Source organism: Gottfriedia acidiceleris, assembly GCF_002128425.1.
Classification (GTDB): Bacteria; Bacillota; Bacilli; order Bacillales; family Bacillaceae_G; genus Gottfriedia; species Gottfriedia acidiceleris.
Window position 1 is genome coordinate 511,268 of record NZ_NESS01000002.1, and the last position, 25,392, is coordinate 536,659.

Annotated in this window: 21 protein-coding genes and 2 pseudogenes; 4 read left to right on the forward strand and 19 right to left on the reverse strand. The window is 31.1% G+C overall.

Annotation, left to right across the window (positions count from 1 at the left end; genetic code table 11):
• Positions 1-95 precede the first annotated feature (95 nt).
• The 6 genes from B6K90_RS06420 to B6K90_RS06445 all read right to left on the reverse strand — a co-directional run bounded on the left by B6K90_RS06420 (position 96) and on the right by B6K90_RS06445 (position 5,803).
• A complete protein-coding gene (locus B6K90_RS06420; RefSeq protein ID WP_088011896.1) occupies positions 96-1,274 on the reverse strand; it encodes a GTP-binding protein in 1,179 nt (392 codons plus the stop codon).
• A gap of 29 nt (positions 1,275-1,303) precedes the next feature.
• Positions 1,304-2,131, reverse strand: a complete 828-nt coding sequence (locus B6K90_RS06425; RefSeq protein ID WP_088011897.1) for a metal ABC transporter permease — start codon at positions 2,129-2,131, stop codon at positions 1,304-1,306.
• On the reverse strand, positions 2,077-2,784 hold the full coding sequence (locus B6K90_RS06430) for a metal ABC transporter ATP-binding protein (RefSeq protein WP_088011898.1): 708 nt from the start codon (positions 2,782-2,784) through the stop codon (positions 2,077-2,079). The genes B6K90_RS06425 and B6K90_RS06430 overlap by 55 nt, the downstream gene beginning before the upstream one ends.
• 78 nt (positions 2,785-2,862) lie before the next feature.
• Complete coding sequence (locus B6K90_RS06435) at positions 2,863-3,828, reverse strand: metal ABC transporter substrate-binding protein (protein WP_088011945.1); 966 nt, start codon at positions 3,826-3,828, stop codon at positions 2,863-2,865.
• 210 nt (positions 3,829-4,038) lie between these two features.
• Positions 4,039-4,803, reverse strand: a complete 765-nt coding sequence (locus B6K90_RS06440; RefSeq protein WP_088011899.1) for a TIGR03943 family putative permease subunit — start codon at positions 4,801-4,803, stop codon at positions 4,039-4,041.
• A gap of 4 nt (positions 4,804-4,807) precedes the next feature.
• A complete protein-coding gene (locus B6K90_RS06445; RefSeq protein WP_088011900.1) occupies positions 4,808-5,803 on the reverse strand; it encodes a permease in 996 nt (331 codons plus the stop codon).
• A 200-nt stretch (positions 5,804-6,003) separates the two neighbouring features.
• On the opposite strand from B6K90_RS06445, the gene hemB reads away from it, so the two are divergent.
• Positions 6,004-6,987: a porphobilinogen synthase gene (gene hemB, locus B6K90_RS06450; protein WP_088011901.1), complete on the forward strand. Its 984-nt coding sequence runs from the start codon at positions 6,004-6,006 to the stop codon at positions 6,985-6,987.
• Positions 6,988-7,219: 232 nt separating this feature from the next.
• Positions 7,220-8,332 carry a glycosyl hydrolase family 18 protein gene (locus tag B6K90_RS06455; RefSeq protein ID WP_088011902.1) on the forward strand — a complete coding sequence of 371 codons (1,113 nt, stop codon included), beginning with the start codon at positions 7,220-7,222 and terminating at the stop codon, positions 8,330-8,332.
• Positions 8,333-8,429: 97 nt separating this feature from the next.
• Here the strand turns inward: B6K90_RS06455 and B6K90_RS06460 are convergent, their stop codons facing one another.
• The 9 genes from B6K90_RS06460 to B6K90_RS06500 form a co-directional block, all read right to left on the reverse strand.
• Positions 8,430-9,626 carry a GTP-binding protein gene (locus B6K90_RS06460; RefSeq protein ID WP_088011946.1) on the reverse strand — a complete coding sequence of 399 codons (1,197 nt, stop codon included), beginning with the start codon at positions 9,624-9,626 and terminating at the stop codon, positions 8,430-8,432.
• Positions 9,627-9,664: 38 nt separating this feature from the next.
• On the reverse strand, positions 9,665-10,639 hold the full coding sequence (locus B6K90_RS06465) for a CobW family GTP-binding protein (RefSeq protein ID WP_235821732.1): 975 nt from the start codon (positions 10,637-10,639) through the stop codon (positions 9,665-9,667).
• Positions 10,640-10,676: 37 nt separating this feature from the next.
• The gene (locus B6K90_RS06470) at positions 10,677-11,639 is read right to left on the reverse strand and encodes a CobW family GTP-binding protein (RefSeq protein WP_088011904.1); all 963 of its coding nucleotides are present in this window, start codon (positions 11,637-11,639) and stop codon (positions 10,677-10,679) included.
• 107 nt (positions 11,640-11,746) lie between these two features.
• Positions 11,747-12,172, reverse strand: coding sequence for a Fe-S cluster assembly sulfur transfer protein SufU (gene sufU / locus B6K90_RS06475; RefSeq protein WP_088011905.1), 426 nt, complete (start codon positions 12,170-12,172; stop codon positions 11,747-11,749).
• Positions 12,173-12,197: 25 nt separating this feature from the next.
• Entirely contained in the window at positions 12,198-13,091 is an 894-nt protein-coding gene (folE2, locus tag B6K90_RS06480; protein WP_088011906.1) for a GTP cyclohydrolase FolE2, read from the reverse strand.
• 44 nt (positions 13,092-13,135) lie between these two features.
• Positions 13,136-14,809 (reverse strand): nucleoside recognition domain-containing protein, encoded by a 1,674-nt coding sequence (locus B6K90_RS06485; protein WP_088011907.1) that lies wholly within the window; start codon positions 14,807-14,809, stop codon positions 13,136-13,138.
• Positions 14,803-15,915 carry an NAD(P)/FAD-dependent oxidoreductase gene (locus tag B6K90_RS06490; protein ID WP_088011908.1) on the reverse strand — a complete coding sequence of 371 codons (1,113 nt, stop codon included), beginning with the start codon at positions 15,913-15,915 and terminating at the stop codon, positions 14,803-14,805. Before B6K90_RS06490 ends, B6K90_RS06485 begins: the two co-directional genes overlap by 7 nt.
• Positions 15,916-16,066: 151 nt before the next feature.
• Positions 16,067-16,633, reverse strand: a complete 567-nt coding sequence (locus B6K90_RS06495; RefSeq protein ID WP_088011909.1) for a beta-class carbonic anhydrase — start codon at positions 16,631-16,633, stop codon at positions 16,067-16,069.
• A gap of 49 nt (positions 16,634-16,682) precedes the next feature.
• Positions 16,683-17,099 (reverse strand): Fur family transcriptional regulator, encoded by a 417-nt coding sequence (locus B6K90_RS06500; protein ID WP_167555294.1) that lies wholly within the window; start codon positions 17,097-17,099, stop codon positions 16,683-16,685.
• 749 nt (positions 17,100-17,848) lie between these two features.
• On the opposite strand from B6K90_RS06500, the pseudogene B6K90_RS06505 reads away from it, so the two are divergent.
• Together B6K90_RS06505 and B6K90_RS06510 are read left to right on the forward strand one after the other, a co-directional pair.
• Positions 17,849-19,230: pseudogene (locus B6K90_RS06505) on the forward strand (flavin monoamine oxidase family protein).
• 659 nt (positions 19,231-19,889) lie between these two features.
• Positions 19,890-20,420, forward strand: coding sequence for a cysteine hydrolase family protein (locus B6K90_RS06510; protein WP_088011911.1), 531 nt, complete (start codon positions 19,890-19,892; stop codon positions 20,418-20,420).
• Between the two features lie 2,095 nt (positions 20,421-22,515).
• Here the strand turns inward: B6K90_RS06510 and B6K90_RS06520 are convergent.
• From B6K90_RS06520 to B6K90_RS23630, 4 genes and pseudogenes are all read right to left on the reverse strand, one after another.
• Complete coding sequence (locus B6K90_RS06520; protein ID WP_088011912.1) at positions 22,516-22,713, reverse strand: MafI family immunity protein; 198 nt, start codon at positions 22,711-22,713, stop codon at positions 22,516-22,518.
• A 240-nt stretch (positions 22,714-22,953) separates the two neighbouring features.
• Positions 22,954-24,057 carry a GerAB/ArcD/ProY family transporter gene (locus B6K90_RS06525; RefSeq protein ID WP_088011913.1) on the reverse strand — a complete coding sequence of 368 codons (1,104 nt, stop codon included), beginning with the start codon at positions 24,055-24,057 and terminating at the stop codon, positions 22,954-22,956.
• A gap of 566 nt (positions 24,058-24,623) precedes the next feature.
• On the reverse strand, positions 24,624-25,013 hold the full coding sequence (locus B6K90_RS06530; RefSeq protein WP_088011914.1) for a FixH family protein: 390 nt from the start codon (positions 25,011-25,013) through the stop codon (positions 24,624-24,626).
• Between the two features lie 109 nt (positions 25,014-25,122).
• A pseudogene (locus B6K90_RS23630) lies at positions 25,123-25,392 on the reverse strand (PepSY domain-containing protein); the annotation flags it as partial.

A 25,392-nucleotide genomic window follows, 5' to 3' on the forward strand; every position in this document is an offset into this window, starting at 1 on the left:
CTTTTGGCTTTTTCTTTCCATACTTTAGCTGGTGGAATCACAGACGAGATCTCTTCTGCTAACTGGTCAAAGGATGTTTGAAGAGATTGAATTACCTAATTTTGAACAAATTCGGGCATGTGATCTATAAACTGTGACCAATCTAATGTCATCTCTTCATCTGTTAATAAACATTGATCCAACGATTTTTCTATTTCAGCTTGTACTAAATCAATGCCTATAAAGACAAGCTCATTCAATCGATCTCCAAATTTTTCATCCCATTTTTTTTCAAGCAATGGATCTTCCAACTTTAATTCTTGTTGCTCACTTTCTGGAAGAGTAGCTATCCATTCACCTGCACCTTGTATTGTAATCGTCGATCCAGCCTGAGATAAAAGTCCAACCAAGTCATTTCTTGTTGCTAACCAGAAGAATCCTTTAGCTCTTACAACATCAACTGGCCAATTCTCTAACCATTTTAACAATCTTTCAGGGTGAAATGGTTTTTTTCGACGATAAACAAATGAACTAATTCCATACTCTTCTGTTTCAGGAACATGTTCTTCATTTAATTCTTTAATCCAACCTGCAGATTGGCTTGCTTTATCAAAATCAAATTTGTGTGTGTTTAAAATTGATTTTAGATCTACATTCGAAAAACTAGTTGGAATAATATCAGCATCAGCATTCATTTTCTTTAAAAACGAAACTAGTTCGTTTATATCAACTTCTTCTAATAAATCTGTTTTATTTAGGATAATTACATCTGCAAATTCCATTTGTTCTATTAGTAAATCGGCGATTTCACGTACGTCACTATCATCTGTACCCTGCTTTCTGTCAAGAAGTGTTTCCCCTGACACATAATCCTCCCAAAAACTATTTGCATCTACTACAGTTACCATCGTATCTAATCTAGATTTTTTGGTTAAATCAATACCGATTTCTTCATCAATATACGTAAACGTTTGTGCAACAGGAATTGGTTCACTAATACCTGATGATTCGATAACAATATAATCAATCTCTCCTGCATCTATAATACGTTCAACTTCAATCATTAAATCTTCTCTTAATGTACAGCAAATACAGCCATTTTGTAATTCAACTAACTTTTCTTCTGTTCGTGAAAAACCTGCATTTTTAACAAGTTGTGCGTCTATATTTAATTCGCTCATATCGTTTACGATAACTGCGATTCTTAATCCATCTTTATTGTTTAAGATATGATTCAATAATGTGGTTTTTCCTGCACCTAAATATCCACTTAATACTGTAATTGGTACTCTCATTTTTTACTTCCTCCTGATTTTTATATCTTTTAGTTTAAGATTTTTCTTCTTATTTGAATGACTACATTTTGGGTAATAAAACCTACTAATAAAATAATGACTAATAGCAATGTAACAGTTGCACCAGGTGGGGTTCCAAATGAATATGAAGAATACAGTCCTGCTAAAATGCTAAATATTGCTGTTAATACTGCAATAAAAAGTACCCATTTAAAACCCTTGGCAATTTTAATTGCAAAGGCAGCAGGTAGAACCAATAATGCCGATACTAGTAACACACCTATAGTTGGGATAATAACTGAAATGACAATCCCCGTTAAAATACTAAAAGATAATGACAATAGATTTGTGTTTACACCACTTGTATACGCAGTATCTTCATCAAATGTCATCAAATACAACGGTCTTCTTAATATGACAAAATATAGTAAAACACCTATTGTTACACCTGATGTCAGATAAACTTGTTCTTTACTAACTGTAACAATCGATCCAAATAAATATTGTTCTACATTCGTTGTCATTCCTCCGGCACTGATACTCATTAAGAATAGTGCAAATGAAAGTCCTGCTGCCATTAAAATGGCTATCGATACCTCTGAATACGAACTATATGCCCGACGCATGTATTCAATTGATATAGCTCCTAATATTACTATTAATATGCTAGAAAATGTTAAGTTCTCATGTAGAAAAAAACCGATTGCTACACCTGCTAATGAAATATGAGAAAGTGTATCGGCCATAAGTGCTTGTCTCCTTAGCACTAAAAAGACTCCTAAAATAGGAGCAATAATTGCAATTAATCCGCCAACCCAAAATGCCCGTTGCATGAATTCAAGGTTAAACATTTCCATAACCCATGGTCTCCTTTTTCTAGATGTATTATTTTATCAAGATACGATTCTACATCTGCTTGTTCATGAGTAACCATGATAACTGTTAAGTGATGCTCTCTTACTTGATGATGTAAAAATTCATAAAAACTTACTCGTGACTCTTTATCCATTCCTGTAGTCGGTTCATCTAAAACTAAAAGATCTGGATTAGATGCTAATGCACGAGCGATACAAATTTTTTGTTTTTGTCCTCCTGATAATGCTCCAATTTTCTCATGTCGATATTCCCACATTCCAACCATTTCGAGAGCATTTTGAATAACTTCGTGATCCTCCGAATTCAATTTCTGAAACCACTTTTTCTTGTTAAACCTACCAGATCTTACAAGTTCAATGACTGTACTTGGGAACCCAATATTAAATGATGCAATTTGTTGAGGGACATATCCAATGTTTAGAGGTTCTTTTTTACCATTCACTTTTTTTAATTCAACCTCGCCACTCCATGGAGTTAATAATCCTAATATTATTTTTAGTACAGTTGATTTTGAGGCTCCGTTTTGTCCAGTTATTCCTACAAATTGACCTTTATCAATTTCAAAACTTACATTATCTACTACAGAGGTATGATGATATCCAAAAGTAACATCCTTTACCGCGACTATTCTCATCGTAAAATTCCTTTCATTATTCTCAAAGAACGATAAAAGCGTGACTAACAATTTAGCACGCTTTTACCGTTCTATTTATTAGTTTTCTAATACTTCTTTCAGGATTTTTAAATTATTTTCCATAACAGAAAAATAATCAATTCCTTGTTTTTGTTCCTCTTCACTTAAACCTTCAAGTGTATTTAACACTTGCGTCTTTGCACCTATTTCACTCGCTAATGCTTCAGCGACTTTAGGAGATGCAACTTCTTCAAAAAAGATTGTATTAATGTTATGATCTTCAGCAAAATGTTTAAGGTCTGCTAATTTAGATGGGCTAGGCTCATTTGACGGTGATAATCCAGCTATTGGAACCTGCGTTAAACCATATTCTTTTGCTAAATAACCAAATGCAGCATGCTGTGTAATAATTTCTTTATTCTTGATATTATTTAATGAATTTTTAAACTGCTGATCTAATTTTTTCAATTTAGCAATATAATCACTGCTATTTTTTTCATATTCTTCTTTATTTTTGGGGTCGACTTTAATTAATGCAGCGGTAATATTTTCAACCTCTTTTTGTGCCAGCACTGGACTTAGCCAAACGTGAGGATCCATTTCATGTTCGTGTTCATGCTCACTATCTTCATGTTCCTCTTCCTCCTCATGACCTTCCATAAGAGTGATCCCTTTGCTAGCTTCAACAAAAATTGATTTTTTATCGTTTAAACTTTTCTCGATATTCGGTACCCAAGTTTCCATATAAGGACTATCAAATACAAACAAATCTGCATTTTGTATATTCCCAACATCCTTTGGGGTTGGCTCCCATTCATGCGGCTCAATTGATGACGGAATCAACAGCTCTACATTCGCATTGTCCTTAGCAACATTTTTCGTAAATTCATACATTGGATAAAAAGTTGTTACGATATTGATTTTCTCCGATTTATTGGATGATTGATTTTTAGATTCATTTGAGGAAGTCACATTATTTGTTGAACAACCTGCAAATAAAAATAAAGAAGCACTAATACCTACGATCGTTTTTAGTTTTTTCATATTAGATATCACAAATGGCAAAGTGTAATACTCTACCAATTTGTGCACCACCTTTCTTAGTTTGTATTTAAAGCGTAACAATTACGATTTACAAAGTGAAAATATAGTCCTTGCTTGTTAACTTACAAGCAAGAAACTCGAATATGTTCATTTTAAACCGAAACCATTACGTTTTTCAAGTATTTTTTTTAAATAGTTTGTTAAAGTTTTTTAATCGAAGTAAACATATGGTTCAGCTAGTGGTTTAACAGCTTCTACGTTTTCTAATTTGATAAGTGGCAAGTAGTATTTCCCTTTTTTTACTTTCTCTATGATTCCAGTGACTTTAACCCATTGGTCATTTTTCAAACTTTTTGTTATCTCACCTTCTGCCATGATCCCAAAAACTTGCGCATCTGCCACACAACACGTAATGGCAAAACGCGAAACATATACTTGGTTATGTTTTGTTTCTTTATCACGATAAACAAATCCTTTATAGGTGATTTTGGCTCCAACATATTGATCTAAATTATCTTGTACATCTAAAATAACATGTCCATACATTGAATCTTCTACAACAATTTCATTAATTTTTTCTCGGTTTTGATGTTGATTACTTTCAACCTTTTTTGCTTGTTTTTTTACAATATTCTCACTGTAAGTGATTCCTCTTTTCGCAGCAACGCTTGAACCTATCACGTGATTTGAAAACAAATTACCAGTAACAATCGGTAAACTAATTAATATTATTAAACTAATTGAAATCGTGTTTTTATGATGAAATCCACAAAAACAATCTGCCTCACTATCTGAAAGAATTTCGAAAAAATGAAGTAAACAAATCACTATAAAAGCGAGTAATGTAAAGTAAGTAAATTTCAACATTTTTGGAGCAATGAAATATTGAATATCACCCGTAAGTAACAGTTTCAACAACAATAAAACCATCCCAAATAACATGACAGCTCGAATTCTATTTTGGAAAGAAGACACTTACTCACCTCCCAAAGTACAAATCCCATAAAAATGTTACCAAGTAAACTGAACTAGCTGTGACTAGTATATAAAATAAGACAAATCGTCTTTTAAAATATGCGAACATCATAAATGTATTTTTCAAATCGATCATTGCACCAAATATTAAAAAAGCAAGAATTGATTTTAGTGGAAATGTACTAGAAAATGATGTGGCTATAAATGCATCTGACCCAGAGCATAGTGATAAGATATACCCTAGTCCCATCATCGAAATGCTTGAAAGATAGTCATGATTTGAAAGTTGTAAAAGAAAATCTCGGTTTACAAATGTTTGTAAAATACTAGCAACAAGAGCACCTATTAATAAAAACTTGCATGTAGAGAATAGTTCATCGCTTGAATGAGTCAAAACGTCTTTCCATCGATTACTTTTATTATGAGTATGGGTATGATCTGTAAAACTACTTTCTAGTAACACATTTTTTCTACCATAGAATAGAAACGTTACACATCCAATTAATAAGACAACAATAAAAGCTAATCCTAAGCGTAGGTATGCCATGTTAAGATTTGACTGAAATGCATAGAAAGTGGAAGTAAACACAATTGGATTAATAATAGGAACACTACTTAGAAATACAACCCCAATATGTAATGACATTCCTTTTTTCAATAAGCTCCTAACAATTGGTACAATTCCACATTCACAGATAGGTGCAACTATCCCAATTATTGCTACAGGTATGATTGCTAAAATCGCACTTTTCGGTAATGATTTTTGTATCATTTCAGGGGTAACGAACACTTGAATTACCGAAGAAATGATAATTCCAATTAATATAAACGGGAGTGCTTCTAAAAAAAGACTAATAAAGATCGTGTTCATATTTAATACTTCTTTTGGTATATGAGAAAAATATGACGATAGATTCGTAAAATCAAATACAATGTAGAAAAATAAATAAGAAAATAAAACAAATAATATTAATACTTCCTCACTAAATCTTCTTAACATATTCCACCACCAACAAATTCATTTTTGGGATTTCTCAACCTTTATGATTATTCATTTGCTCGTCCACCTAATTAATTCTAATTTTGTTTTTACAAAACCTTTGATTACTTTTCGCTTTACATATAAGCCGGTTATTCTATAATATGTTAATAAAGCGTAATTATTACGGTTTATTAACATATTTCTAAGGAGCTTCGGAAATGAATGAAATAAATTTTAAACGTCACCGCTCTCTCCGTTCTTCTGTCACACTTCGTGATATGGTGAGAGAAAATTCAATTGAGCTACGAAATCTTATTCAACCAATCTTTGTAGTTGAAGGAAAAAATATTAAAGAGGAAATTAAAAGTATGCCGGGTATATACCGATTTTCTTTAGATACCTTAATTGAGGAAGTTAAACTTTTAAATTCTCTAGGCATAAAATCAATTATCTTATTTGGTATTCCAAATGAAAAAGATGACTTAGCTACTTCTGCATATAACGAAGTTGGAATCGTTCAAAAAGCGATAAGAGTCGTAAAAGAACATTGTAATGAAATGGTTGTAATAGCGGATACCTGTATTTGCCACTATACTAATTCAGGGCACTGTGGAATATTAGAGAATGGAAAAATCTTGAATGATGAAAGTTTACTTCTCCACGGAAAAGTTGCAGTATCACAAGCTGAGGCTGGAGTTGATATTGTAGCTCCATCTAGTATGATGGATGGCTATGTTACGTTTATTCGAAAATGCCTTGATGAAAACGGATATGAACATATCCCTATCATGTCGTATGGCGTAAAATTCAGTTCGGCTTTTTATGGTCCATTTCGCGATGCTGCAGACAATGCACCTCATAACGGTGACAGAAAAACTTATCAAATGGACCCAGCGAACCGATTAGAAGCGTTGCGAGAACTAGAATCAGACATAAAAGAAGGTACAGATTTCATGATTGTTAAACCTGCTCTAGCATATCTTGATATCATTCGTGATATACGCAACAACTGTAATCTACCAATTGTTGCCTATCATGTAAGTGGCGAATACTCATTAATTAAGGCAGCTAGTATGAATGGATGGGTAAATGAAAAAGAAATAGTTCTTGAATCTTTGTTAAGTATGAAACGGGCAGGTGCAAACTTAATTATCTCGTATTATGCGAAAAGTGTTGCCCAATGGTACAAAAATCAAATTTAATATGTTCTGATCAAACTTTAATCTTACCAGGCTCTTTAATTCGAAGAGCCTTTCCTATACAACCTAATTATTCAAAACTAAATATTAAAAAAACTTAAGAATAATAAATCAGTCTTATCATAATATTTTAGTAAATTTATTTGATAGTTTATTTATATTTATTTGAATTTATAACATTAGACTGGAGGAATACATATGAAAAGATTTTCTATTAAAACTTCGGAATGGTTTTATGAATAAGTTAGCTAGTTACTTCTGGATAAATCTTTTTCTTGTTATCCTTTTAGTAGTAATTGTTCCTACCGGAATTGTTATGTTTTTTGGAAAAACAGAAACGTTTCATATTGGGACTAGTGTTGCATCACAATTTTCCAATACTATACCGCAACTTTCTGATCCCCTAAATGAAATAAATCTATCAAAGACTATTACTTTAGGTTGGGTGACTGGTAATAACGTACAAGTTGGAAAATACACTACCTATCAAGGATTAAATATAGTTTCGCCCGCCCTCCTAACAATTAATGAACAGTTTAATCTAAATATAAAAATGATGAATAAAAATTTATCTACAAATAATCAGATAGCTATCTGGCCACGAATTGTAATCAATAAAGATAGTAATAAAAATATCCATGCTTTTTTATCCAATGAAAAAAAGAAGAAACAAATAATAAATGCTATTCGAAATTCAACTATAAAAAACAATTGGACTGGAGTAAACATGGACATTGAAAATGTTGGAGTTCAAGATCGTAATAATTTTTCAATGTTTATTAATCAGTTATCTCAAGCTCTACATTCATCTAACGTACTGCTTAGTATTGATATTCCCCCTGACTTTAAAGGTTCCGGAAACAAAAATACTCCTTTTGATCATCAAGAATTAGGACTAGATTGTGATTATGTTATCTTTATGGGCTATGATCAACATTGGTCTTCAGATCCAACTCCAGGTCCTACCACTTCACTAAACTGGCTAAAAAACAATTTACAAGAAATGATTCATACTGGTTTACCTCCAAATAAGATAATACTAGCATTGCCTACATACACAAGAATTTGGCAACTTGATAAAAATGGAAAAGTAGTGAAAAATCCCGCATATGCCTATTCATATGTAGAACGATTCATTCAACAAAAACATGAATCTAAAATTTGGGACCCAGTTTTAGGGGAATATACGTCTACTTTTAGTATAAATGATACTCAGTACAAAATATGGCTACCTTCCATAAAATCTATAAATATTTATTTATCACTTATTTCTGAAATGCAATTAGGTGGTTCTGCATTTTGGAATCTCAATTTAATATCCCAAAAAGATTGGAATCAATTGTTCTAGAGATGTACTTTTTTAACTAATTTAAATATCTAGATAAGTTAAAAGATTCCTCATAGTAAAAAAATCTGTCATTTTAATGACAGATTTTTTTATCGTTTTATTTCATTAAATTCCATTTAAATGAATCAGTAAATGACTCCCAATCTTCTTCTAACTCATTATCAGTTAATATGCATTTATCGAGATCTTCAATTATCTCTGAAACTGGTAAATCTGACCCAATAAATACTAGTTTTGAATGACGATCGCCGTATTGATGGTCCCACTCTTGTACTAGGTGCGGATTTTCTTTTAAAATTATTTTTTGTTCATTTTTAGGTAATGATGCTACCCAATATGAAACGGGCTCAATTTGTATCGATGGGCCAGCTTGTGACATTAGTAATGCCAAATCATTTCTTGAGGCACACCAAACAATCCCTTTGGCACGTACGACTTCTTTTGGTAAGGAGTGTATGTAATGATAAAAACGCTCTGAATGAAATGGCAAGCGATTAGAATAGACAAAGGATGATATGCCATATTCTTCAGTTTCGGGCATATGATTTTCCACTCCAAATGATAACTCACGTATCCAACCAGCAGAGGCACTTGCTACTTCAAAATCAAATAACCCTGTACTTAATATTTCTTTTGGATCTACTTTACCGTAAGCTGTTCGAATGATATTAGCCTTTGGTTGCAACGTTTTTAAAACGTTTTCTAGCTTAATAAGTTCTTTTTCAGATACAAGATCACACTTGTTTAATATTAATACATCACAAAATTCGATTTGATCAATTAATAAATCTGCTATTTCTCTATTATCAGATTGATCCACTGCTTCTTTTCGATCAAGTAAACTCTCTCCTGATCCAAAATCAATCCAGAATCTATTTGCATCAACAACTGTTACCATCGTATCTAGCTGGCAGAATTTTGTTAAATCAATGCCCATTTCCTCATCAATATACGAAAAAGTTTGTGCAACTGGTATAGGTTCACTTATTCCAGTCGATTCAATGACAATATAATCAACATCTCCAGCAGTCGCAATTTTTTCAACTTCAATTAATAGATCTTCTCTTAATGTACAGCAAATACAACCATTTGATAGTTCCACCAATTTTTCTTCAGTTCTTGAGATATTTGATCCTTTTCGAACTAACTCTGCATCGATATTTACTTCGCTCATATCATTTACGATAACAGCAACTTTTAAACCTTGACGATTATTTAATATGTGATTTAAAATAGTCGTTTTTCCCGCTCCCAAATAGCCACTTAGTACTGTTACAGGTATCTTATTCTTAATCATTAGAATTCCTCCCTAATATCCCTAATAATAATTTTTTAGCCATTCACAATACAATTTTCAAACTCCTTCGTAAACCACCCTTTATCAAGGTTCTTTCCGATAAACACCATTTCAGTTAACCGATTTTCTGAATCCTTCCATTTCCACTCAGCTTTACCTGCAAATAAAAAATGAACGCCTTGAAATATGACTTTCTCTTCTATTTCATCGATATTAATAATTCCTTTATAGCGATATAGATCCGCACCTTTTTTTTTCACAACATACGTCATCCACTTGTTAAAACGATCTAAATCTAATGGATTTCTTGTAGTTAAGAAAATAGAGTTTACAAGATCATTATGGTGGTGGTGATGATATGTCTCTAATAAATTGGGCTCAATTTTTAACTTTTCATCTACATGAAATGAGTTAATATTTAATAGACTTTCTATTTCCACTTCACAATTTATCGATTCGATGAATTTAAAAGTCGGATTTAATTGATTTAATCGTATCTTTATATCAAAAATACTGGACTTATCGATTAAATCTGTTTTGTTTAGGATGATTACATCAGCAAATGCAATCTGTTTTTGAGCCTCAATCGATTGTAAAAGTTGTTTTTCAACATGATAACCATCAACAATTGTAATAATTGAATCAACATAGAAAGAAGAAGCCAAATCTACTTCTATTAAAAAAGTTTGAGCCACTGAAACAGGGTCTGCTAAGCCAGTTGTTTCAATAATAACTTGATCAAACTCTATTTCACCATCTCTCTTTTTATCTAAGAGACTATTTAAAATACGTATGAGGTCACCTCTTACTGAACAACAAATACATCCGTTATTCATTTCAAAAATCTCTTCATCGGCATTTAAAATCAATTGATGATCTATGCCGATTTCACCAAATTCATTCACAATAACAGCGATTTTCCGGTCAATTTTTTTTGAAAGGATTCGATTTAATAATGTTGTTTTTCCCGCTCCTAAAAATCCTGTTAGTACAGTAACTGGGATGTTCACTGCTATCTTACCTCCTATTACAAAGTTAAAAGTATGATTATTTAAATTTTGCTTTTACAATTTCCAAATCAATATCATTTCCAATAAATAAAACCCTAGGCTTCATCGTTTCACTCTTATATGGTAGTTTCGATATAGATAAAATTTTTGAAGCGAGTTGAATTGAATAAAAATGTTTTTCACCTCTTAAGGAAACATAACCCTTTGCACGTACAATTCCTTTTGGTAGTTGTTGAATCCATTTCTTTAATTCTCTACTGGATAAAATGGGAAAATCATTAATTAGTAAGGAATGTATACCTTTTTGTTTTGAATGTGATCCAAGATAACGATTTCCTTCATCCAACTCGTTAAGTTCTTCTACATTAATACTAAATTGGCTATGTCTTTTTGTAAGCAACTCTTCCATTGAAATGTTTCCATAAATAGTCGTTTGGATAGGTGTACTAGGTAATTTCAATTTATCAATACTCTCAATAACTTTCTCTAATTTATTCGCTGAAATTAAGTCAATTTTATTGATTATTATATAGTTAGCAAATTTCACTTGTTCCAATAAAATCTGCTTCACAACAGAATTAAATGAGAAAAAACTCACGTCTTCTAAGTACGATTGTGCATTGATTAAAGAAATAACGGAGTATACTTCAAAATTACTTGCAAAAATAGGACTTCCAAAAACTGAAAGTAACTCAATTGGTGTAGCAACACCAGTACCTTCAACAATAACCAAGTCGTAAGGATTATTTACGTTCTCTTTAATATCACTTAAAGCTTTAACAAATTCGTCCTTTATTGAGCAGCAAATACATCCTTCGAGTAATTCTACTATCGGTGTTTCATTAAATAAGTGCTGATCTAAATTTACTTTTCCAATTTCGTTTAATAAAATTGCTGGTTTTATTTTATTTTCTTTACAGTATTTAATGATTTCTAGTAATACTGTTGTTTTCCCACTACCTAGAAAGCCAGATAATATATAAACCGGTAATCTTTTCATGAAAAACCTCCTAATATCAAATAAAACGAAATTATTACGATTTAATAACCATGTTTTTATAAGTCTAAAAAATATTTAAACGTTTAGACAGTTCCCTTCTATCACTCTCATTTTTGTTCAATCTTTTTCAAGAATTTATCAAAAGCTTGCCATGGCATTAGTGCACAATTATGCCTCCCCTTCAGTTTGTGAACTCCTATTAGAGAATTCCATTCTTCTAATTCATCAGATACTTTCCCGGATTTAATCAACTCATCTGCTTCGTTTCGTAACTGATTAATTTGTTGAATGTTCCTTCCTTTAATTAATTCTGTCATCATTGAACAAGAGGCCATACTGATTGTGCATCCTTCTCCCCAAAATGCAACTTCCTTGACTAGTGAGTTTTCCAACTTAACATAAAGTGTCATAATATCACCACATGTCGGATTTTTATAGTACGTCTTTAAAACATCCTCACCCTTTAATTCTTGAAAATTCCTCTTCCTTTTAAAATGATCAAGGATTGTTTTTTGATATAAGTTATCTAACATTTTTCACTTCACATCTTTCTATTCATCATTTTTTCATAGAAATTGTTGCAATAGCATCGTGTATGTGAATAGATTCTTCATTTCTACAAGTTACTGTAAACTCAGATATCCAACCTACTTCATATAAATCTGCAGCTACTAGTCGAACCATATCTTCAACAAATCGAGGATTTTCATATGCCATTTCTGTAACCATCTTTTCATCGGGTCTTTTTAAAACAGGGAACATCATTGAACTGGCGTTTGATTCAGCCGCATTCAATAATTCAACCTTCCAATCAATTGATTCATCAAAATTCTCTGACAAAATAGCAGTTATCGTCACATAACCACGCTGATTATGTGCACTATATTCGCTGATTTCTTTTGAACATGGACAAAGTGTCGTTACAACACATTCAAGTGATACTTCATGTGTAAACCCAACTTTACGATCGTAAACTATTTTTATATTGGCACTTGAATGATTCATTCCTGTAAATTTCATTGCTGTACTTGTTCTTTCGTAGAACCAAGGGAACTGTACTTCAATAGTCGTTTTTTGTTGTTCCAATTTATTTGAAAGCTCTACTACAAAATCTCTTAAATTGGAAAAATCTAAATTCAGACCATTTTGTCGATAAACTTCTAATTGTTCTGTAAACCTGCTCATATTCGTACCCTTGTACTCTGAAGAAATACTACAAGATAAGGTAAAAGTAGCAATTGTAGATTGTATTTTCGGCTCTAATTTACTTAATAAAGTCGCAGGAATTTTAACATTTGAGACTCCTACTTGATCAATTGGAAATAAAAAATCTTTTTTCGTATTTTGTAAATCTACCATTTCACTTTTCTTAGTAGGTTTTACTTTCTCTCTTGGTTCAACAGAACCGAAAAGAATATGTCTTTCCTTTTTTGATGGTAAAGTTTTTTTCATTTTTTTCTCCTCATAAAATTGATTAATACTAAAACACTTCAAAATTAATAAATTGGTAAGATTAAAATAAGCAAATAAATAACAATTGAAGACACACTTGATGTAACAATCTGCTTACCAATCATTTGAAATGCTAGTTTCGTTCCAAATTCTTTTTTTATAGTCCACATCGTTACTAAACATGCTGTAAACGTTGAAGCTAAATAAACTAATAGGAATAATTGTATGGTTGAAATGGAAGAAAGTAACTGACCTTCTCCTTGATAAAATAATAAAATCCCATCTTTTCTTATAATAGAAAATATTAGCCCAATTGCTACTTCTACTGGAATTTGAAATAATTTCAAAATTGGTATTAATAATGTAGCTAAATAATTTAATACATTTAAGTATTGAAGAATTGCTGCAATAACACATATCAATAAAAAGATGGGCATAGCTTGAAAAATAAATTGTGAAATTGTCGATTTCACTCTGAATTTTATTCCTATCAGTGTTGGCCTTTGAATAAATGTTCGTCTTGTACTTAAAGAAATAGAGCTATCTACACTTCCCCTACCTCTTTTTCGATTCCAAATTCGAGTATGAATCGCTCCCACAACTACAAGAGTAAACAGGTAAGGTAGAAATAACCAATACTTATGGGCTGAACTAAATATCGATAAAGTTGCACCAATTTGATAACTACATGCAGAGCCAAAGGTTATAAATGAGACACACTGCTTCCTAGTACATATGCTACAACTTCTACTTTGCTGCACAGCCACAACATTACATCCAAACCCTCCTAAAATAGGAATCAAATCCTGTCCATTCAACCCAATTTTTCGCATATAGGGATCTAAAGTATCAGATATTCGATCTTTAATGCCTGTTTCATCAGCTATTGCCAAACTGCAACCAATGAGTAATATGACTGGAAATGCCCATATAAAAGAATAAGTTCCTAAAGTTAAAATCCCGTAAGTCCCAACAAATAGCTCACGTATAAAATGATTTGTGGTTGAAAACATGTTGACAATATAATTGATGAAGTATTGATCAATTAAAGGTTGAATCATTTGTGAAAATTGATATGCTATAAATACAGGGACTGCAAAAAATAATAATAGAGCTAGTAAAGAAAAAATTGGTCCGAAAAATGGTTTATCGAACAAATTTTCTTTAGGTTCGTTCTTTTGTAGTGAAAAATTTAGCATCCTATTTATTTGATTAGATGTTATTGAATTATGATCTTTTAGTTTTTTTAATAATTCATCAACGCTAATTCCTTCTCTACTATCAATAATGATGATTGGTAATTGGAACTTTTCAATCTCGATTACTAAATTTCCAATATCATTGCTTCTCATTTTATCTTTGAAAGTTACTGCAATTAATGCCGATTTTTGATTCTTTTCAATAATTCTATGCAGAACTTTCATTTCTTCATGAAAGTGAGTTCCTCTGATTATAAAAACACATGCATCAGATTTCATAGCTTCATTTATGATACTTTGTTTACCCAAATCATCATTTACCCTTATCCCAGGTGTATCTACTACTGTCCAATCTTCTGTTTCAATTATTGCTTTTTCTAAATACTGAAAAGTAGAACCTTTTACATTTGTTTCTTCTCCAACGTTATAGTTGGTAAACCTAGAGAATAATGTAGTTTTTCCAACAGACTCTAGTCCAACTAATATTAATTTTTTTTTATTTAGTTTTTGGACTAACATTCGCACTCCACCTCACAACATGTCAAATCATCTAATAGCATCTGATGCTGTTTGTAGTAGTTAAATATTCTCGAATTATGTTCTAAATTAAATCGTTCAACGATCTCTTTTGCTACAATAGCAAATCTCTGTCTGAATTTATAAATAAAACAGAAAATCACTTTTTTATGTTGAACACTCGGCCCTATTAAAAATAAATTTTTTGTAATAGTAGACTCATCATAATCAGTTAACTTTGGTTTACCGTTATCCATCCATTCAAACATTTCTTGTACCTGAAGGGCACCTGATTTAAAACCTGTCGCTAAAATCGGTTGTTCACTTGACTCGATTGATGAACCATCAGATAATAAGATTTTAAAGGTTTCCCCATCTTTTAATACTTCTATGACTTCTACTTTTTCTTTAAATTGTAATCTGTCGGTTTCTAGCGAATTAATTAATCTTTCCCAAGTAAAAGGTGATAGCGTTAAACTTGGATCAGCTATTTTCTTTTGATTCATTTCCTTTTTACTAATAACAGTAACATTTTTACCTAAATTAATTAGGTTAACTGCTGCATCTATTCCGCTTTCTTGTCCACCAATAACCACTATTTCTTTACCTTTAATGTTATTCCAAGTACCAACCGTGCTATTATGCAGACAATGCTCAATGCCAGTAAATGCATCTAAGTTTGGAAATTGATATTCTCCTGTTGCCCATATAACAATATCCGCATCATAATAGCCTTCATCTGTCATTAACCTAAATTGATTATTCTCCTTTTTTACATTAGTCACTTCGATATTCTCTTCAATAGGTAAATCTAGGTGATCGACTAATAAATCTAGATATAATGCATAATCCTTCCCACTTAGACGCTCCTTTTTTAGTGTATACGCAGGTGAAGTTGCTGGATAAATTGAGTTTAAATCTAACGCTCCAAAACCTTGTCCTGTAAATGAAGGTGTAATCATTCGCATCTCGGCTGGCCAATTTAAAAACGAATTTCCTACCTCCCCTTTTTCTAAGATTACAAAATCCTCTATACCCAATTTCTTTAATAGTATCCCCATACCAATTCCAGAAGGTCCAGCCCCAACGATTACAATGCTCGGCATCATTTTTTAACCACCTTTATTCATCAAATAAATCGCAATTTAAATCGAAATTATTACGATTTAAATTGTATAGAATATTACTAATTTAAGGGAACCAATTGAAAGGAACAAATTTAATTTATTTTCTTTCACTTTTGATTTCAATCGAAATTTATTAATTCTTTAAAACTTTTTCATCTTGAAATACAACCTCCAATTTTCCAGTATGGGGATCAATTACTAATCCATGAACCTCTATATTTTCTGGTACTAATGGATGATTTTTAATAAGTTTTACACTATTTACAACACTATCTCCAACATTATTAAAACCCATTAACCATTTATCTAGATTGATTCCAGCTGAATTTAAGATTTCTAACTTCTCCTTGGATATTCCTTCCTCAATCATTTTTTTCTTTATACGATCGGGATTTGTATTACACATTCCACACTCATGGTGCCCAATGACTAATACTTCTTTTACACCGAGTTCATAAATCGTAACTAATATACTTCTCATTACTGAACCAAATGGATGACTAATCATTGCTCCTGCGGTTTTAATCATTTTTACGTCTCCATTTTTTATATCCAATGCTTTAGGTAGTAGTTCAACTAAACGAGTATCCATACAAGTAATAATTACAACTTCCTTGTCAGGAAATTTCGAAGCTGAATAAGCTTTGTAATCCTTATTCTCTACAAATCTCTTATTAAATTCTAAAATTTTATCTAACATAATTTCCTCCAACGTATCCTTTGTTAATTGCACAACAATTAATTTAAAATTATTCATCTATACATGTTGTGCAATAACCATAAAATTCAAATCGTTGTAATTTGAATTTTTCATTAGTATTAGCAATATTTAAATCTATCGGTGACTTCTCTAGCCATTCATTTTTACCGCAGATTAAACATTTTATTAAGCAACTATTTGTTTCTGCAACAAGTTGATATTTGCATTCTCTATCCCACATACCCTTTTTTTCTATGTATCCCTTTTTTTCAAGTAGAAAAAGGTTTTTATAAATTGTATCTGCACTAATGTTTGGATATTTTAACTTGGCTTCTTGATGTAGAGTTCTAGCTGAAATGAAAGTTTTTTTATTTTTAACAATCAATTCAATCAGAAGAACTCGAGTTTTAGTTAATTTCAACCCTTCTTGTTTAAGTGAGGAATAAATTGCATTTTTAAGGTCCACCATCAAAACTCCTTTTATTATTACATATATACTTTATAATTAATTAAAAGTGCCTCGATATAAAACGTAACCATTTCGGTTTATACAAATTAAATCACATTTATTATAAAAAAGTAAAGATGATTTTAAAAATTTTAATCATTTCACAGAAAAAGCACACATTGGTCATTTAGAATTTCAAGAGATTCTTATGTACTTCACCCATTTTTGTATACGAAATATTAATGGAATTGTGATAAACGCTAAATTTTTCCGCCTTCATTGGCTAACAAGTTAAGAGTTAATCACTTAAGAATGTATTAAATGGGATTTTTAGTATTGAAAGGTTAAATAAGGAAGCTACTTCAACCATCCATCAGTAGTTGGAATGCTTAAAATTGCTTTTTACCATGATCTAATCATGCAGCATATTGAAAAAGATTTTTAAGCAGAACTACTTGAAAAGTATGGTGAAAAATACCAGAAAATATTAGAATTCTATTCCAAAGAGAAAGGCTGGAATATATAGGCAATAAACTTACTTATTACTAAACTTTTAAGGGAATTAACGCGAGCACTCTTTCATTCATTGGTTTACAAATTCGCTTCAAATTACACATGAACCGCCCCGAATTAATTAAAACTTGGATATAGAGTAACATGAATATAAAAAAGCAATCCCCAAAAATGTAAAAGACACATAGTTAACTTTATATGTGAATACAATTCATTGAATCTTTTTGAAGAGGAGCGAAGAGATGTCTGGGAATATGGATAATCAATTATCAACTGAACAAATGATTAACATAATTAGAAATGGTCTAAATAAGTCAATTGCTCCCAAAAGTGTTATTATTGTTGGCGCGGGATTATCAGGACTCGTTGCAGCCTCTTTATTAAAAGACGCGGGTCATAATATCACTATTCTCGAAGCAAATAACAGGTTAGGAGGGCGAGTTTATACTTTGCACTCTCCTTTTAGTAATGGATTATACTTTAACACAGGACCAATGCGTATTCATGAATCACATTTTTTAACCTTAGAGTATATTAAAAAATGTGATTACCCACAAATCAATTTATTAACCAGACTCCAGACGATATCATTTACGCAAACGGCATCAATACACGTCTTAACCAATATGAGCAGAATCCAAGCATTGTAAATTTTCCTGTTGCTCCAAATGAAAGTAAGAAAACTGCTGATGATCTATTTCTTTCTTTGGTACAACCTTTCGTTGATTTTGTTAAACAAGATCCTAAAAAAATTGGAATCTCTTAGAAAAACAATATAATAAACATTCACTAGGCTTTATGTTAAACTCTTACTTTTCAGTTGGTGCAATTGACATGATTGGTGTGCTTCTTGACTTAGAGGCTTATATGGGAATGTCTTTTATTGAGGTACTAAGAGAAATGGTATTTTTTTGTTCAACTACCCGTTTCTATGAAATAACAGGTGGTATGGATCGATTACCCTACGCATTTTTACCACAATTAAAAGAAAATATTTATTTTCATCATAAAATGACAAAGCTTGTCCAGAACTCATCTAGTGTAACCGTACATACTAGTCACCAACAAAAATTGGAGCATTATACGACAATTGGCGATATAGCTATCGTAACTGTACCTTTTTCAGCCTTAAGATTTGTGAAAATCGAACCATTCCATTCTTTTTCCTATATGAAACGAAAAGCGATTCGTGAAATCAATTATTTGTCTGCGACCAAAATTGGGATCGAATTTAAAAGTAGATTTTGGGAAAAAGAAGGTCAACAAGGTGGTAAATCGATTACTGACCTACCAATTCGATTTACTTATTATCCAAGTGAAGGTATTGGTACACAAGGCTCTGCAGTAATCTTAGCAAGTTATACGTGGGCGGACGAATCGTTAACTTGGGGTAGTCTTTCTGAGAATGACCGTATTCAATATGTTTTAAAAGACTTAGCAGAAATTTACGGACCCCAAGTTTACTCCGAATTCATAGCAGGAGTTTCCCAAAGCTGGAGTCAGAATCCATATTCTAGTGGTGCTTTCACGGGTCCACTTTGCTGGTGAACACACAACACTAACCCATGGTTGGATGCAAGGAGCGATAGAATCGGGGATTCGAGTTGCACATGAAGTGAATATAATACCAAAATAGAATGCTTGTTACTTTCCTTAATTTATGCCATATCAGTTTTCAATTCTTTTAGGCATTCTAAAATTTTGTATTCCATTTTCATCAACTACTATAAATAATAAACAAATTGATGACAATTCGGTATCTGTCGTTTATTCAAAAAGTAAGATCTCAAATTCGGCGATCATGTTATACAACTAAAGCAGTGCGTTAGACCGTCCTAGTTATAGAACTATAGTATTACTAAAGTTGCATAATGAATTATTTTTGAATAACCAAATTTGGAAAAATAACTATAAAGTATTTGTTAATTTTCTCAACCTCAGACTTAATACGACTAATACCTAATTCTCCTTTAAGATATAATAGCGAAATTTCTCATCATTAATGTATTATATATGGACATTAGCGCAATGTGTCAATTGTATTGTTTGTCTGTATTGGTCCCCCCCTTGATTATGACTTAATTTTTCGGATGTCATAAAAAAACTATTTAATACATGTTTATCAAAAATTTATTTCCTATAAATAAGGAATTTTCCTTTTGCTTTGGCAGTTATAGAGAAAAAAGAATTCAGTTTGCTATTTAGGGTAAATTAAAAACGAATTTTTTCTTACTTATATGAGTTTTTAGCCTGTTTATTTAAATATTAAACATATAAAGAATTGGAGGTATATTCATGCATGAAACCCATACTGCATTGTTAATTGTAGATATTCAAGCTGGTTCATTTCGGGAGTCAGAACCATTATTTAAGGGAGATGAACTATTAAAGAATGTCCAATTACTAATTTCAAAAGCTCGATTGACACAGACCCCAATCGTTTACATGAAGTACAATGATGGACCAGGAAAACCTCTTGAGCAAGGAACCTCAGGATGGAAAATTCATTCATCAATTACTCCATTAGAAAAAGACATCATTATTGAAAAAGATTATCCTGATTCTTTTCATATGACAAATCTTCATCAAGAATTAGTTGCTAGAAAAATAAAACGTATCGTCATTACAGGTATTCAGTCCGAAGTTTGTGTAGATGCAACATGCCGTCGTGCTTATAGTATTGGATATGAAGTTGTCCTTGTAAAAGATGGACATAGTACATATAATTCAAAAATATTACCCGCATCTCAGATTATAGATCACCACAATGACATACTCGGTCAATGGTTTAGTGTTATAAAAAAGGCAGATGAAATTGAGTTTTAGGAATAACCAAAAACTTGAAAGTTATTTTCAATATAGTTAAAGATTAATGTTGAAAAAGATACACGTAATAATAATACTTAGTCTACTATGACAAAAACCAGTAAAACCCTTCTTTCAAGTTTCTTTGATTTCAAAATTCCTACTAATTTCGTGCCCCATTTCATTCTTCATGTCCACTCACAATTTCGCTGCTTTCGGCAGATTTTTATGGTTGACCTATTTTACAATTTTTTACCACTCTAATTAACACGTATAATTGGGATATTTAGAACCGTAAAAAAATGATCCTCTAATTGAAAATCATTTTTTAAAATCTTAAAATAATAGTAAGGAATTTAATACAATCCACAAACATCTAAATAATAAACCCCAAATATTAGAAAAATAAGCAATGATCCTGTGACATTCCTCTTCTTTTATATTCCTTAATAGCAATACTTAAACCTAATAGGTTCTAACTTTGTATGCATAATATAAAGCCTCCATTATTTTTTAGAAAAATTCTAGACTCGATTTATTATACATCAAATAGTAGATTCCAATGATTTTCTTTTTTTCACTAAATCCGTAACGCTAGGAAACATCACGTTACTGCTAACAACGACCTCACGTTCATGGTCGTCAGTTTCTTCGTCACATTTCCACCCGTTTGTTCTGCAATAAATTTTGTAAAGCGATTCATGGTCACTCCTCCTAAAAACTATTTTCTCATGCCGGAACGCCATTCCTAATTCATTGAAGACCCTTTTTTTATCTTAAAAATTATTTAATTTTTAAAATAAATAATAAATGATTTAGTTTTTGTACTCACATGGAATCTTTTGCTATGTTTTTTAAGAAAAATAAAATTTATTACAGCAGGTTCGAATATTTATATAAGCAAAAAAACGGTTAAAAATTAAAAAGTAATTACTGAAGTAACATATTTGTGTCGTACGTTTCTCGAGTAAACGCATTTGTGTCGCAAATCAATGACATAAATATGTTACCTACTCTTGATAAACCAACGTTTTTTTAAAATTAAGAGTAAACAGATTTGTGTCGGTGGACAATAATATTTTCTGATATTTATTACTAAAGTTTATAGGAGGTTTTTATTTTGAACTTAATCGATGTTTTTGATGAGTTTCTATATATTTACAAGTTGAAAAGAATTACTCGATATGTACTATAGATAGCTACCACCATGATTTTCAATATTTATTACATTTCTTGAATGCAAATAGTGCTCTACTAGACTCGAAGATATGTCTCCTGCATTAATACGTCGCTTTATTCAAGATCAAGTAACTCGCCATAATATAAAACCCAGAACTGTTCAAAGACGAATTTCTGCATGACGTCATTTAGTCGTTTTTGTTTAAAAGTTCAATTTACTACGAAGGATTTTACCGCTGGAATCGAAGTGGGATGAGTCTCCAGGAATTGGTGGTTACGTGGTAGCAGATTGATTTTCATCAGCAAACAGTAAGTAATCTTTGGTAAGGGTAAAAAAGAGCGTCTTCTTCCCCTTCACCCTATTGTAATTCCACTTATAAATAACTATCGTGATAAATTAAGTGAAGTTGAATTACACAATTCCGAGCCAATTTTCTTAAATTCAAGAAAAGAAAAATTTAATCCTCGGGGGTTACACATATTGTTCAAAAGATCTCTAGAAGCCGCTGGTTTACTGCCTTATCGATTTTCACTTCATCATTTAAGATGATATACATTTGCAACTCTTCTGTTACAAGAGGCAAATGAAAAAGTTGATTTAAGGACGTTACATGAGTTACTTGGTCATGAATCACTATCCACTATCTTTATATACACACGCAGATTTTGAATTAAAGAAAAAAGCAATTCATTCATTTATACTTAGTTAGTCAAATAAAAAATTAACTACCTTTTAAAAAAGGTAGTTAATTTATATTAATTACAATCCCACTTTCCAAGATCTAGCTTAAAATCTGAACAAACTTCAATTACCATAATATTCCAATTATAAATAAATGGAAGATTATTTGGCATGTCAAAAATAGTATAACATGAGTCACAAAATTTTTTTATTAAAAATTATTGACAAACTATTAGCTGGTTTAGTTGCATAAGGTTATTTTACTAAATCAATAATTTGATTTCTATTCTCTTCCCAAAGACCCATTTGTAAGGATACATCTTTAATCTGTTGAAAAATAGTTTGTGAAATTTGTATATCTTCCTCATTAAGCATTGTACAAATGTGCTCTAACGCAACTCCCCATTCATTATATTCCAAGTACTCCAATACAATTAACATTTCAACATTCATAATTAGAAAACCCCATATAACAATTTATTTTTCTTATTATATTAAACTGCCATTTACTTGAATAAAAAAACGAGCTTTTGGTGATAAATGATCAATCTTAGTTAAACCAATAGAATATTAAATGCCCCATATCCTATTGCCCCTTTCTACGTTTAGATTTTTTAGTAATAAAAAATACAACCCCAAATGTTAAACGGTGTCTAACATTTGGGGTGCACTTCAAAATCCAGGGATTTTCTTTTATAAGGCTGTGTATTTTTGTTTCCTTTTTATTAGCACTATTAGTATTAAACATATTGGGATAATAATCTGAAGAGGTATTTGCAGTAAAAAGGGGACAACATCACTTGCTTGATTACGTAATGCAACATAATTCGTTGTCATCCACATTGAACAAACTAACATTATAACGGAAGTAGGATAAACTAATTGCTTACTTTCCTTAATGCCAAATAAATCTGCTGCTCCAGACACCGCACAATAGAAATATATAGTAATCTTCACGAAATAATTACATACAGAAACCACTATAATAAAGGTATCCAATCTTTGAACAAAATCAGCAATACTAATATAACTAACAGCTGTAAGAAGTGGATATATGGTTCTTTCTATTTCAGAAACACCCATTATGGAAGTATTTAACATTGAAAATAAAGTCAATATAAGCCCAGAAAATAGTAATGATGTTATTCCTACTTTTACTACTTTCTTTTGTTTATTTAAATAAGGCAAAATCATAGTAAATGTAAATATCTCACCAAATGGATTTGCAATTAATATCGGAGTTGCCTTTAACACTGGTTTCCATCCACTTTCTAATACAGGTCTTAAATTATTAATATTGATTAAGCCAGAAATAATTTCTAATCCAATAATAATAAAAATAACAAACATTATAAATAAAAAAATAAATTCATTTGAACGTGCAAATGTTTCAATTCCTTTATGACTTGCATATATGACTACAATCATCATTAAAATTCCAATTGAAATACGTGATGAAGCATTGTAAAGAGTAATAACCATTAACTCCTCAAAATTACGCAAAACTCGTGCACCTATATAAATAAAATATAATATATAGATTAGTGCTAACAGTTTTCCAACATATTTACCTAAAATATATTGTATATATTTTGTAAATGGTACATCAGGAAAAAATGAATATAACTTTATACATACAAGAAATAATAGACACCCCACTGTAAGTCCTAATAATAAACTCATCCATGAATCTTGCTTGGCTAAAGAATAGATTTCAATTGGTGGCGATGTACCATTAATAAACATATAAATCATACATAATAATTGAAAACCACTTACTTCTAATTTACGATTCATTGCAGTACCTTCATTTAATACTTACTTCCTCTATTTTCTTTTTTAAAGCATGTTTATTTTTACCATTTAGAATCTAAATTATGATTTATATTACAAAAATACCCTGTATCGATAATGGATACAGGGACATTAATATAGAAAGAAAAATATACCTATGTATCTATATGAAGATACGAAGTGTTATTATCTATAATTTAAAATGATATATTTGCGATTATTACTCTATTCTCAATAACGTCTCCATGAACTTCAAGAACCTCAAATTTTCATAGTTCCCCAGAAATGAATCCTCTACTTAGTAAGCTGTATGCTACACTTGAATCGAGGTGCAAAACATGAAAAATAGCTTCCTACTTATATGACGTAGTGGGATGAGACGCCAGGAATTGGTTGATCTTACGTAGCAGCAGATTGATTTTAATTAGCAAACAATAAGAATCCTTGGTAAAGAGAAAAAAGAGCGTCTTCCCCTTCACCCTATTGTTTTTGTTATTTAACTAACGTATGCGATCTTTTAACAACGTTTTATCATTTTTACAACAAATAGAAATTTTTATGGAACTATTTTATTTTTGCTTTAAAGTTGCCCCACTCACTTTACGAACAAATTTCTCTTGTTTTAATACAATTGTCTTATCCCATAAGCCATCCATCGGTAATTTCACTTTTCCTTTATAAACACCTTTTGAGACTTTCTTTAATTTTCCATCTTCTTTATGATTCATACTTTTCATTTTTAATATTATTTCCACTGAATCAACATTAACTAATTCATTCTCGTTATTTTTTAAAGTTACTTCATAACTATGTTCTGAATCTTTAGAAGTTGGCTGATCCGAAAGAGTAACACTTAAATTATCTAAATATTTGTTTGAAATTGCTTCTTCTGACTTGCCACATCCATAAAAAATTGTAACAGCCAACAATAATAGGATAAAGCCATTTATTATTTTCATGATACACCTCTGTTTTTTCTAATGATTTTTATTACTAAAAAAGCTAAGCTAAACGTTTATTTGTTAGCTTAGCATATATCAGTTTTAAATTAATCTTAAAATACGTTGTTTATTGTATACCAGTCTGACGAACTTTCTTTTTCATAAATTTAACTATAAACTCGACTAAACCTATTACAAAAATTGATATACCAACCATTGGCATTAAAAGTCCACAAATTACTGAAATTAATAAAACACCTAAATAGAATTTATTTCCCTCACTTGCTTTTGGAACTCCAACTGTTCCTGTTGGACGGCGTTTCCACCACATTGTGATTCCACTAAATACGATTAACACAAGTGATAAACATGCTAAAACATTAATTATTAAGTTTGC